Source organism: Dictyobacter aurantiacus, assembly GCF_003967515.1.
GTDB lineage: Bacteria > Chloroflexota > Ktedonobacteria > Ktedonobacterales > Ktedonobacteraceae > Dictyobacter > Dictyobacter aurantiacus.
In genome coordinates, this window is sequence record NZ_BIFQ01000002.1 from 2,144,038 (window position 1) to 2,156,887 (window position 12,850).

General features: G+C 52.4%; 11 protein-coding genes. 3 read left to right on the top strand and 8 right to left on the bottom strand.

What is annotated here, in order from left to right; all coding sequences use genetic code 11:
• Positions 1-55 precede the first annotated feature (55 nt).
• Positions 56-955: a transketolase family protein gene (locus KTT_RS33430; protein WP_126602197.1), complete on the bottom strand. Its 900-nt coding sequence runs from the start codon at positions 953-955 to the stop codon at positions 56-58.
• Positions 956-957: 2 nt separating this feature from the next.
• On the bottom strand, positions 958-1,638 hold the full coding sequence (locus tag KTT_RS33435; protein WP_126602199.1) for a thiamine pyrophosphate-binding protein: 681 nt from the start codon (positions 1,636-1,638) through the stop codon (positions 958-960).
• A gap of 337 nt (positions 1,639-1,975) precedes the next feature.
• On the opposite strand from KTT_RS33435, the gene KTT_RS33440 reads away from it, so the two are divergent.
• The gene (locus KTT_RS33440) at positions 1,976-2,482 is read left to right on the top strand and encodes a HEAT repeat domain-containing protein (RefSeq protein ID WP_160146320.1); all 507 of its coding nucleotides are present in this window, start codon (positions 1,976-1,978) and stop codon (positions 2,480-2,482) included.
• On the opposite strand, the gene KTT_RS33445 is transcribed toward KTT_RS33440, so the two are convergent.
• Entirely contained in the window at positions 2,479-3,543 is a 1,065-nt protein-coding gene (locus KTT_RS33445; protein WP_126602203.1) for a GAF domain-containing protein, read from the bottom strand. The two genes, KTT_RS33440 and KTT_RS33445, sit on opposite strands and share 4 nt — an antisense overlap.
• Before the next feature lie 380 nt (positions 3,544-3,923).
• On the opposite strand from KTT_RS33445, the gene KTT_RS33450 reads away from it, so the two are divergent.
• Complete coding sequence (locus KTT_RS33450) at positions 3,924-4,760, top strand: SDR family oxidoreductase (protein WP_126602205.1); 837 nt, start codon at positions 3,924-3,926, stop codon at positions 4,758-4,760.
• A 126-nt stretch (positions 4,761-4,886) separates the two neighbouring features.
• On the opposite strand, the gene KTT_RS33455 is transcribed toward KTT_RS33450, so the two are convergent.
• The 5 genes from KTT_RS33455 to lepB all read right to left on the bottom strand — a co-directional run bounded on the left by KTT_RS33455 (position 4,887) and on the right by lepB (position 10,550).
• Positions 4,887-5,711 carry a sugar phosphate isomerase/epimerase family protein gene (locus tag KTT_RS33455; RefSeq protein ID WP_160146321.1) on the bottom strand — a complete coding sequence of 275 codons (825 nt, stop codon included), beginning with the start codon at positions 5,709-5,711 and terminating at the stop codon, positions 4,887-4,889.
• Positions 5,712-5,860: 149 nt separating this feature from the next.
• Positions 5,861-7,324, bottom strand: coding sequence for a hypothetical protein (locus tag KTT_RS33460; RefSeq protein ID WP_126602209.1), 1,464 nt, complete (start codon positions 7,322-7,324; stop codon positions 5,861-5,863).
• A 275-nt stretch (positions 7,325-7,599) separates the two neighbouring features.
• Positions 7,600-8,637, bottom strand: coding sequence for a uroporphyrinogen decarboxylase (gene hemE / locus KTT_RS33465; protein WP_162511833.1), 1,038 nt, complete (start codon positions 8,635-8,637; stop codon positions 7,600-7,602).
• Between the two features lie 152 nt (positions 8,638-8,789).
• Positions 8,790-9,872, bottom strand: a complete 1,083-nt coding sequence (gene hemE / locus KTT_RS33470) for a uroporphyrinogen decarboxylase (protein ID WP_126602213.1) — start codon at positions 9,870-9,872, stop codon at positions 8,790-8,792.
• A 129-nt stretch (positions 9,873-10,001) separates the two neighbouring features.
• Positions 10,002-10,550: a signal peptidase I gene (lepB, locus tag KTT_RS33475; RefSeq protein ID WP_126602215.1), complete on the bottom strand. Its 549-nt coding sequence runs from the start codon at positions 10,548-10,550 to the stop codon at positions 10,002-10,004.
• 387 nt (positions 10,551-10,937) lie between these two features.
• Between lepB and KTT_RS33480 the strand changes: the two genes are divergently transcribed.
• Positions 10,938-12,725: a protein kinase domain-containing protein gene (locus KTT_RS33480; RefSeq protein WP_126602217.1), complete on the top strand. Its 1,788-nt coding sequence runs from the start codon at positions 10,938-10,940 to the stop codon at positions 12,723-12,725.
• The last annotated feature ends 125 nt before the right edge of the window (positions 12,726-12,850 follow it).

The following is a 12,850-nucleotide window of genomic DNA, read 5'->3' on the forward strand; positions in this document are numbered from 1 at the left end:
ATGCCTTTGGGATCAGGGGAACGCACGCCTCCTCCTGATCCCAGGGCAATAATGCTTACTGTGATAAGAAGCTGAGGATCGTGCGCCGTATCTCTTCTGGCGTTAGCCCGTTGGCGGCGTCATGCTGTTCGCTGCTGCCATAACGGGTTGGCAGAGTATGGGGAACCCCGATTGCCTCCAGCCTGATGGGCATGTGCTTGAGGGTGGCACTGATGTCCGCGGACAGACCGCCGCTATAATACGGCTCGACCAGAATGATATTCTGGTGCGCATAGTGGCGCAGTGTCTCACTATCAAAGGGAGCGACCGTTGTACAGTAGAGTACCGTGACATCGAGATCCGCCACTGCTGGCAAGACATGTCTGAGCATGGGCCCGACCGCGACAACGGTGGCCTGTCTGCCCTGTTTAACCACCGTCAATTTGCCCGCTTCAACCGGATGGTCGGTCGGGTTTTCGTGTTCGCTGAGACGATAGTAGGTGGGGGAGCCGTTGGCGTACATTGCGCGAAAGAGGTGATCAAACTCAGTCGCCGTTCCCGGAACGACAATTTGCATGCCCGGCAGGCTGCGTAGGATCTGCACATCACCGGTCCCATGATGGGTCATCCCTTCGGTGCTATAGTCATAAGAGGCGCCAATACTGATAAAATTGCCCGGCAGACCCTGGTAGCAGAAATCAAGCTTGATCTGTTCAAATGGACGTTCCACCAGGAATGGGGCGATGGAATGCATAACCGGGATAAATCCCTCCATTGCTATCCCTGCTCCCGTACCAATCAGGGTTTGTTCCAGGATACCAAGATTATGTACGCGTTCCGGATAGCGCTGCTGAAGTTGCTGAAAGTAATCGACACTGATATCTGCCAGCAATATCATCAGTCTTGGATCAGTTGCGGCCAGATCTTCAAGCGTATACCGCATCTGCGCGCGCATGGTCGTGGCTGTGATAGTCATAATCAGGCTCCTTTTCGTTCGGCAATGTCTGCGATGATGACGCCTGGTCTCGCAGCATCTTGCTGGCTTAATGCGGCGTAGATCTGTTCATGGTCGCGGCCATTAATGGTTGTGGCATGCCAGCCAAAGGCCTCAAATCTGGTCGCCATATCTCCATACTCGATGGTGCTGGAATGGTTATTGACCACGATACAGGTAAGCTGCTTCAATTTTTTCTGGCTGGCGACCATCACCGCTTCCCAGATGCTGCCTTCATTGCATTCAGCGTCACCCACCAGCGCGAAGACGCGGCGATCGCTCTGTTTCGCCTGCAGCGCTAGCGTTACGCCAATGGCCATTGATAGACCATGACCGAGCGAACCGGTGGATACCTCGATGCCAGGCACGCGTTGCCGATCGGGATGGGCCCCTAATATCCCATCCCAGCTTTTGAAATGTGGCAGTTCCGTGCTGGGAAAGAAGCCTTTCGCGGCCAGGATCGCATAGAGTGCGACCGGTCCATGACCTTTGCTCAAGATGAAGCGGTCGCGTTCTTCGCTGTGAGGTTGTTGAGGATCATAGCGCAGAATACGATCGTAAAGTACCCAGAGTACATCGAGCGTAGAGTGGGCACTGGCATTATGTTTTTCATCGCCCGTGGCCAGGGCCATCAAATTTTTGATCTCTGCCAAATCTGTCGTCATATCATTGTGTCCTTTATCTGCTATTGTGAATATGGGGATAGTTTAAAATTTTATGCATTGCGGCGCATTGTCCCAACGTTCAGCGCCAACCTGTACCTTTGTACACATACAATGCTTATGTATGCACCGCGGGTTTTACTCCAGCCATCGAGGGACACATGGGTGCCCACACACGTATCCGCACTAGTTTGTGTGCTGGTGCAGAGGGCGTATTTGCGCCCCCTGCACCAGCACACAACGGACGTGTGAGCACCGGAGGTGCGAAACCTCAGGCAGGCTGCAGGCGATGCTCATGAGCGTCAGATACACTGTCTCAGATAATGAAAGGATTAAGGATATGGGTGAAACAGATGCCGAGGATAAGCAACAGGGACTGGCTCTATGGCAGGAACAACTTCAACACGGTGAGCAAGCCGCGCGCATGGAGGCGGTCGAAATGTTAGGGCAACTAGCGGATAAGCGAGCGATTGCGCCGTTAGCGGCTCTCTTCAATGATCCTGATCCGGCGTTGCGACTGCGAGCCGTTCTGGCGTTACGTCAGATTGGAGGTCCCCTGGCTGTGGCTGCGCTGGCGGGTGCTTTGACCAATGAATTGCCCCGGGTACGCCGGGCCGCTATTGTTGCTGTGGGCAAGCTTGGTGGTTCACAAGCTGTTGCCCTCCTGCTGACCACTTTACAGGATCCCGATGAGCGCGTACGCAACACCGCGATCCTCACGCTGGGCGAAACGGGCGATGTCCAGGCATTATCCGCCCTGCTCCAGTTACAGGAGCACTCACAGCAGAAGATTGACGCCGTGTACCTGCAGCATGCCATTCAGCGCCTGCGGCAACTGGATACTTAATCGAGGTTATAGGCTGATGGCGTGATAACTTCCGGGCATGATGCTGGCTGTGCCGCTGGCGGCATCTCATTGGAAGAGCCTGCGGCTATATCCAGTAGCTCCTGTTCTATCTCCGGCCATAACAGTTTCTCTGCTTCTGGACGTGTCAGGGATAATCCTCGCTTGCTGGCTTCAATGATTAACTGTGTCGCTCTGCTATTAAACTCTTCCAGTATTGCTTCCTGTACATCGGATGAAGGCATAACGCCCAGCGCGATCTGCTCAAAATCATACAGATCCGACGATTCAAACGAGAGCATAAAGAGATCCACATACCTGCGGATCAATTCCATGTGGACATCGCTGAAGTGCTGTGGCTTCGGGCTGATCAACGTCATGCATCCGGCAATTTGATTGGCATGGATTAAAGGATAGGCGACAATGCTTTCGGCCAGTTCGTTATAGTTGACGGGGAACCACTGTTTTTTTATAAGATGTTTATGAATAACGATTGGTCGTTTGGTCTGAACTGCATACCCAATCTGGGACTCTAAGCCATAGAACCGCACGTTACTATTGATGGCATGCCATGGCGGATTGCCGCGCCCATCGATGATGCGTAGGCTCCGAACTTTTTTGCCCGCCTGGGGTCGGGTGCACTGACTGGCATAGATGGCGACCCCATCCTGCCGAGCATCCAGATGTGAAAGCATCTGCTGCAGAATCATTGAACGGATCGTAGCGATCCTTAGATGTTTGGTGCGCTGGTTATAGGCTTCTAGTATTTTGGCATAGAAGGACGAAGGAATCTCTTGCGGCATTTCTTCGATAACTGCGACATCGGCTCGAAATTGAGGAAATTCAACCGCGATCATTTCAATCAGTTTTTCGCGATGATCAGGCAGAGCTTCTAATAGTGCATAGAGGTGCTTCAAACGCGGATTTGAGGTCCCCGAAGCCCAGCGTATCAGACTGATTTGATTGACACCTAATATGCGTGCAATGCGTTGCCTTTCGGTTGGGTCAGCAATGGCCGCTTCTAGAAATATACGCCACCCTGGCGACTCATGTGTGTTACTCAATTACTACTCGTCTAACTACTACTAGCAAGTGTATAATGGCCTGTTAGCTATATTACGTCAAAAAAGTAGCCCCCGTCAATAAGTATTCAGAGAGTGCCGTACTCTCATAATCATTACCTGCGGCATACCTGGTTTTTTGCACCTGCGGTGCTCAGAAAGATACAGGGCGGACGCGCGTGCGGGGGTGCTCACGTGCCCCCAACATGATGAAAGTAAAACCCATCCTCAGATTTGATGAATGCTGTGCTATGGAAACGAGATCCTATGTTACAATGAAAGGGATTTTATCAAAAGAGCCTTTAATCATGGAATGTCAAGAAGCGTGAGCGACGCGCGAAATGCATCCATAGTGGCGCTAGTGAAGATACGAGAGAGCAAATATGAGTTACGAGTCACAACTTCAGCACCTCTTTAACGTAGAAGGTCAGACGGCTGTTATCACTGGTGGTAGCGGTGGACTGGGTAGTGCGATGGCGTATGCACTGGCACAGGCTGGCGTAAAGGTAGCTATTCTAAGCCGGCATGAGGAGTCGTCCCGTAACGTTGCCGAGAAGATTCAGGCGCAGGGAGGAAGCGCTCTGGGCCTGGCTTGCGATGTAGTGGATCGCACTTCCCTGGAGCAGGCCCTGGAACAGATCATCCGGACATTTGGCCCTGTTGATATTTTAGTAAATGGTGCCGGTGGCAACCATCCGTCCGCTACCACATCGCCAGAGCGATCATTTTTTGATCTGGATAATGAAGCGGTTGATCATGTCTTTGACCTCAACTTTTCCGGCACACTCAAATGTTGCCAGGTATTTGGGCGCGGTATGGCGGAGCGCAAGCAAGGCTGTATTATCAATATCGCCTCTATGAACTCACTACGACCATTGACGCGTATTCCCGCCTATAGCGCGTCAAAGGCCGCCATCACGAACTTTACGCAGTGGCTGGCTGTGCATATGGCTCAGGAATATAGCCCTGCCATTCGTGTCAATGCGATCGCGCCAGGATTTTTCCTGACAAATCAGAATCGCTTTATGCTCACCGATGAAAAGACGGGCGGATTTACCGCACGTGGAGAGACGATTGTCGCCCATACGCCGATGCATCGCCTGGGAGAGGCCGAGGATCTGGTTGGCACCCTGCTCTGGCTGGCCAGTCCGGCCGCGACCTTTGTAACGGGCATCGTTGTCCCGGTTGATGGCGGCTTTTCCGCCTTTAGCGGCGTCTAATATACCCGTTTTGTTTTACAGAATTGACGTGCTGCCCTGCAGGCGCTCTTGCGCCTGCAGGGCAGCACGTCAATTCTGTAAAACGCTGTTTGAATACCGCAGGCGCAAGAGCCTATAGAGAACTCTTTATTTTTGCTGTAGCTGTTTTTCGGCGGCATGGAGCCAGTTGATGTGTTGTGGCAGGGCGATCTCTGGATCTTCAATTTCTGGATGCCAGCGTTTTTCCCACTCGACAGAAATATAGCCGTCATAGCCATTGGCCTGCAGGCTGGCTAGTTGCTCGCGTACCGGCACCTCGCCTTCTCCCATCAACACCAGTTTCCAGCCAGATTTTTCGCTATCATCCCGGCGGGCATCCTTTACGTGCACGTGTGCCACGCGTGGTCCCAGTAGCTGCCATACCTCGGAGGCCGATTCTCCCATGCGATAGGGATGATGGCTATCCCAGAGGGCCGCCACCGCTGGCGAATCGATTAAATCCAGCACTTGCGCCGTGCGGTGCGCGGACGCAAAGCCATCATGGGTTTCCAATGTAATGGTGACCCCTGCCTGCTCGGCCTGGGGCGCGACTTGCCGAAGCGCTTCCGCGACCCATTGATTTTCCTGCTCGATATTTTCACCCGTACCAGCACCTCCGAAGACACGTAAAATCGGTACCTGCAATTCCTGAGCCAGTTGGATCCAGACGCGCAGGGACTCAACGTTCTTCGCCCGTTCCGCCGCATCGCTGAGATTAAATGTACAGGAGGTATCAAAGGCACACACTTCAACGCCGCGTGCGCGGAAGGTCGCCACAGCCTGTCGCACCTTCTCCGCGTCACGTACCGGGTCGATAACTTCATTATCCAGCAGGCGTAGCTCAACACCACTATAGCCCAGCCGGACAGCATTGTCCGCGACCTGTTCTGTCGTCCATTGCGGACAGCCAAGGGTACTAAATGCAAATTTCACTGCTTCTTGCCTCTTTCTACAGAAAAGAACATTGTAGATAGACAGCATCATCTGCCTCTCTTCCATTATGTCACCAAACCTTGACGGATGGATAGTAATGGTTTTCTATTGATAGAGACACGGGCAGTAGAGCTAATGACCACCAGCGCTTAGCGGGTGTGCAATGTCGTTTCTTTTTTCTCGTCGGAATAGACTATCACCATCGATGTAAACGGCATCTGCATGGATTTTGCCGCCCCTGTGCTATTGCCGCGTAGATCGATGCGGAAGTAGTATTCATGATTATGATTGCCATAGACGCCGTCGATGGTATCGGAAAGCTGGTGCCCATTGCGTGGAACCGTAAAGGTAGGAGAATGGCAGAAGTCGTAATCCTCGCAACCGAGAAAGTGCGAGATGTTGAATTTAACCACGGGCGCCAGTTGCGTGCCATCGGTATCGTCGGATGAGCCGGGATAGATATTCAGGGTCGCGCCCTGCGCACCCATCGAGATTAGATAAAAGTGCCCCTGCGTATCCTGGGTGATGCGTACTTTTTGCCCGAAATCAACATTGGGCATGGCCACATCCTTAATAATTTTGCCGTCCTCAACAATGGCCTGGTGGAGACCCTCGTATTCATTGAGATAGAGGATGTGCATGCGTCCCGCTGTATCGACATAGCTATCCGTCACATAGACCAGGTCATGATCCTCGGCATTATTGGGATCCTGTGGTTTAACCTCTTTAATCAAGAGCGGAGTAAGCTTTGGCTGGCTGGCTGTAATGTCATCGATATGGAAATATTTCACTTCATTAAATATCCAGGGGGTACTCGACATATTCGCGGGCTGGGGAAGATTAAGATAATGGCGCTGTACATCGCGGGTGGCTACAAAAGAGAGATCATTATTATAACCGGGAAAGAGAAAAGCATAGGTATAGCGGAAATCCAGCGTATTGCTATGGAAGGTCCATTTGTTTGTGTCAGCATTGAAATAGGCCCAGTTAAAGATGCCGGGTTTATCGGGTCCAGTCTGATCAATAACTATGTCACCGCGATCGTTGACGCCTACGCTACTATAGCCCTGTTCATTGCCCGTTTGCCATTTTCCTGCGATCCATTCGTTCTTGAAGGTTGCTCCATTATCGGTTGAGTAGATATGCTGTAATTTTCCCTGCGTTTGAGGCCAGGCGAACAGATGGATGCTATCGTTTTTGCCCAGGACAATATTGATTGGCTCGGCGCCCGCATTTCCAGATTGGATCTCCTGCCAGCCTTTGTCTGGAGCTTTATGCATCAGGTGCCATTCACGATCGTTGAGATCATCTCCCTGTGAAATATAGGTTGTGAAAAGGTCACCCCTGGATGTACGGATAATGCGATCTTTATGCGCACCCCAGCTATTGGGAACGTATGTGTCTTCATCACCAAAGGCCTGATCAGTAACCTGCTCCAGCTTTATGAGCTCCGGCTTGCCCGGTGCTGAAGCCCGGGGGGTGACAAAGGGATGGCTGGAGGCCGTTTCTGAAGAGGGTTTGATGCCAAGTAGATACATAGCCAGCACGACAATTGCCACCAGGGACAAAACGGATGCGATGAGGATAATTGCGGATTTATGACTAATTTTCAATTGTGCCATCTCCTTGTGCGAGATAGAAACTCTTCCTTGTGTATATCATACATCACAATATACCAAAACAATACCCTAACGACAACAATTGTGCTTTGAAGCATCTCAATGTATATTGATTGCTTCAAATGACTGTTTTTTGTAGTGGTGAAGTGCGCATTTGCGCACCCCACCATAAAATGGGCTACTGCGCAGAGCAGGGGCACAAAAGATTTTTGACATAGTGATATGCAATGGCATGCATTGCACGCCATTGCATATCACTATGTCAATTTTTAGTGTTGAATAGAGGTATATTCGTGGACGAAGTCGATCAGGTGGCGTACATTGTCGACGGGGGTACCCGGAAGGATGCCGTGTCCGAGGTTGAAGATATGGCCCGGACGGCCTTTAACTCGATCGAGAATCTCTCGAGTGCGTTTCTCGATTTCCGGCCAGGGAGCCAGCAGCGTTACCGGGTCCAGATTTCCCTGCACTGCCGTTTCGGGCTTGAGGCTGTCCCAGGCGGTATCCAGATCGATGTGCCAGTCGACGCCGATAACGTCACCACCGGCCTCCTGAATCAGGTTGAGCATGCCACTGGTGTTGGTACCAAAATGGATAATGGGGACATTGCCCTGCCTGGCGATGTCGATGGCGTGACGGCTATGCGGCAGGATATATTCGCGATAGTCGGCCGGACTGAGGGCGCCGACCCAGCTATCAAAGAATTGCAGCGCCTGCGCGCCCGCTTTAGCCTGGGCCAGGAGATAGTTGCCGACAACTTCGCTTAGCTTCTCCATCAATAGATGCCAGGTGGGTGCGTCGCTCATCATCAGGCCCTTGGTGTGCAAGTAGTTTTTGCTGCTACCTCCTTCAATGGCATAGGAAGCCAGCGTAAAAGGGGCGCCACTAAAGCCAATCAGGGGGATACCCCGAGGGTCAAGCTGTTTACGGACCAGCTTAATAGCTTCCAGGGTAAACCACAGGCTCTCCGTAGGATCAGGGAGGCGCAGAGCCTCAACGTCCGCGCGGCTGCGAATGGGATTATGGATGACGGGTCCTTCACCCTTTATAAATTCCAGGTTGAGGCCCATCCCTTCCAGAGGTGGGAGGATATCGGCGAAGATAATGGCCGCGTCCAGGTTATATGCGCGAATAGGCTGCATGGTTACTTCGGCGGCCAGATCCGGCTGCTTGATAAGTTCAAGGATAGGATGCTGGGTGCGCAGGGCACGGTATTCTTCCATATAGCGGCCAGCCTGGCGCATGAGCCAGACCGGTGTTGCATCTACCGGGAGGCGTTTGCAGGCACGTAGAAAGCGGCTCTGGATGGCGGTGGCGGATGATGATGATTCCGTTGATGGTGTTACATTCATGGTGGTGCTCTATTATCTCCAATCTGCTCTGTTGATGGCAGTATTGTCAGGTTTATGTTAACTGTATGATGCACGAGCGGGGGAATCTGTACCCTCGCTGGGAATTTCTAGCGGGAGAGCTCTGTGGCGTGACCCCTGTAATTGTGGACCGTATCGACAATCCGGCGCAAGTCATCTGGATTGGTACCCGGATGAACAGCATGTCCCAGATTGAATATATGGCCTGGCCGCCGCTGAATTCGCTGCAGGATATCTAGACAGCCTGCGTTAATGGTGTCCCAGGGGGCAAGCAAGAGCGTAGGATCAAGATTGCCCATGATGCCATGCTCAACCCCCATCTGCCGCCAGGCTTGATCGATGTCCACACGCCAATCTACGCCGATGACATCACCACCGGCCCGTGCCATCTCTGGTAACAGGCTGGCGTTCCCGGTCCCGAAGTGGATGCTCTGCGCACCCGCCTGCCGGATCGCCTCCAGGACGCGCCGGGTATACGGCTGGACAAACTGAACGTAGGCGCCAGGTCCCAGTATTCCGACATTGCTATCAAAGAGCTGAATGGCATCGGCACCCGCCCGGACCTCTGCCTGGACATAGCGAACCAGTACATCGGTAATCGTGTTCAGCAATGCGTGCCAGACGTCGGGGAATTGGTACATGAGAGATCGGGCGGTACTATATTCGCGTGTGGGCACGCCCTCGATGATATAGAGCGCCAGTGTAAATGGTGCACCGGCGATGCCGATGACCGCCTGTTTCCCCGCCAGTCCCTGTTTGACGATGCGGATAGCCTCCATCACAAAAGGCGTCGTTTCCTCAGTCGGCAGCACACGCAGTGCGTTTACATCCTGCATCGTACGGACCGGGTTGCGTATAATAGGGCCGCGTGCGGGATCCAGTTCGGTCTGCAGACCCATGCCGGGCAAGGGAAGGATGATATCTGTATACATCACTGCTGCGTCGACGCCATACTGCGCTACCGGCATCAAAGATACCCGCGAACAGAGCTCTGGAGTACGAGCAATGGTTAAAATGTCATAGGATTCACGAAGCGTGCGATATTCAGCCAGGCAATGTCCGGCCTGGCGCATAAACCAGATCGGTGTTGTATCTGTCTGCTGACGCTGGCAGGCGGCGAGAAATCGCCCCACCCCTGTTTGCTCTGAGCCAGATTGCGATGATAACTGCATACGACTTCCTTGTTGACCTCAAAACGTATTTGTACTTTCCATATCATAGCGTGAGGATAGTCGAAATGCAACGTATAAACCTGTGTAATTCTCCATCCCAAAAGAAAATCACTGGAGATTTTTTACTTTTTATGGAGTATTTTTGACCTGGTTAAATACAGTTGAATGGCTACTGATGATGTGCCAGGAATTCACCGGCCAGAAAACCACGATCGCTTTTCCCACAATCATATCATTTGTGACTGAGCCCCAGCGGCGTGAGTCATCGGTCATTGAGCGGTTATCATTTAAGACAAAGTACGAGTTGGCCGGAACCTTCCACTCCTTTGATTCAGGATTAAAGGGATGCTGCACGTATGTTTCATTGAGCACCATGCCATTAACGCTGATATGGGGGCCGTTGGCCTTGATATCATCGCCCGGCAGACCGATAATGCGCGCCATTATATCCGTATTGGGATCGGGGGGATAATGGATGACGACCGCGTCGCCCCGCTGGGGGCGGGTAAACATGTAGGAGGTTCGATTTACCATCACATAGGCGTCACTACCAACCTCTGGCTGCATGCTGGTACTCTGCATGTGATAACCGTGAATAATAAAGCGAATAACCACGAACAAAAGCAGGGTAATCGCTATTAATTCTATAATTTCGCGCGCAAAATGCGATCGTTTCAACTTTTATCTCCAGATGTATATATTTTCTATACACATAACTGTGGTAACAATATGATGGTAACGGCCTGAGTTTATGCTGTTAGGGGAATATTACCTGATACTTTGGCCGTGACCGGGTGGACACGTAGGGGTAGTATAGCGCAAGCCATTTGAAATGTTCGAGAATGTCGCATTTTGTAGCCCAAAACTACCAACCTATCAGGCGCAAAAAAGGAAAGATCAGCCTTTTTGATAGGATTTGGAGCAATCTGGCATATCAAGTAATTGCATATCCACAAGTCCTATTCGTGGTGTGGTTCTATTGACGCTATAGGCGTAGTGTATATACAATTTATTTGATTACCAGTTTGTCTGGATCGCGTGACGGCAGATATCAAGGGGGATGAGATGCTAATACCCGTGGAACACCTTGTCGGCAAAGATATTGGTGAGTATCGCCTGACACAGCTCATCGGGCAGGGGAGCCTGAGCGCGGTATACCTGGCTCGACGGCAAGGTGGAGAGCTGCGGGAGATGATGGTGACGGTTTTTCTGTTGCCCGTTGAGTGTAAGGGAGCGGCGAGAGAACGTTTTATGGCTCGTTTCATGCAGCAGGCCGCAGCGATCAGCCATTTGCAGCATCCCTATATCGTGCCCACCTATGCCTTTGGTGAACAATATGGATATCCATACCTGATTACTCCATTGGTTGAGGGCGAGACCGTCGCTACGTTTCTAAAGCAGCAGCAGCGCTGTTCCCCTGATCTAACGCTGGCCCTGTTGCTCCAGATCGCAGATGCGTTAGATTATGCTCATAGCAATAACGTCATCCACGGCACGCTGAAGTCATCGAATATTCTGCTGGTGCGCCAGGGGGGGCCTGACGGTCTTTACAGCGTGATGGTAGCTGGTTTTGGCCTGGCCCATATGTTAGAGATGCGCGGAATCGGGCAGGTGGCCCACCAGTATCCTGGTTTATTTAGCGTGGCAGGTACCCTCCTGACAAATCCTATCTACATTGCCCCTGAAGTAGTACTGGGCCATCCCTTTGATGCTCGCGCCGATGTCTACGCGCTGGGTATCCTGGCCTTTGAAATGCTCTGTGGCTATCCACCGTTTTCAGATCCTGATCCTTTTACGGTGTTGCAGAAACATGTGGATGAGCGTATCCCTTCCCTGCAGTCGGTGGCGCCAGATGTGCCGGCTGCCCTGGATATTGCCCTGCAACGCGCCCTTGAGCGCGATCCTGCGCTCCGCTTGCAGTCGGCCGGTAAACTGGTAACGGCCTTTGAGCGTGTGTTAAATGTGATGGAGGAGGCGACCCGCCCGGCCCCGGCTCCACCAGGGACCGCCCTGCCGATGAATGTACACCTGGCGCTGGTTGATACCTTACCTCCTGGTGATACCGGCGAATATAAAGTGGCGATGGCAGGCATGACGTCTGGTCGCGTTCCGAAGGTGGCATCATCTTTTCCAGGCAATACATTTAAGCTGCAGAGCATTCCTCGACCAACCTCGCTTCCCATGGGGCCAGCCGCACCCGCTGGCCCAGCCCCCGAGGTACCGGTTGCTTCCAGGAAGCAGCCGCCGATATACTCTACTCCTCCGGCCAGTTCACATACCCAGGCGATGCCTGCTCAGCCGCAGGCCGGCAATGGCGCCAGGGTTGGTCGCGATACGCCTGAAACCATCACGCCGGAGCAGCCAAAAGCAGATGGAACACGGCCTGAAATCAGTCGTCGGCGTGTCGTGCAGGCGGTAAATGGTGTGATTACAGCTGGTGTTTTACTGGGCGGAGGTTTTACCCTGTTGCATTTATTCCAGGATGGCACCCTGCATCTGCCCGGGCAGCCAGCGGCACAGCCGACTCCGGTTCCAGTTGCCAGAAAGAACAACATTATTAGTACGACGATTCCCCCTAAGAATACCGCGCGTACCTTTATTGATCCCAACACCAAACTCGAAAGTATTTTGATTCACCTACCCACTGGTCAGCTTGTCGCCTACAATCGAGCCTGCACCCATCAAGGGGTGCTGGTCAGCTATGACGCTTTGACCCACAGACTGGTTTGTCCCTTGCACCATTCACAGTTTGATCCTCAGCAGATGGGCAAGGTGCTCAATGGCCCCGCTACGAAGCCGCTCAAAGCGGTAACGATTCATGTCCAGGCCAACGGAACCATCACGACTGGCTAAACGATTCTTTGCTGTCTACAGCCTGCATTTCGACTGAGATTTTAGCCTCACTTGATGTTAATGCCGTTCCCGCTGGCTGCACTGAGCCGGGTATTTCTCTTCAGGTGGAGGGTCAGTTTCGTGGG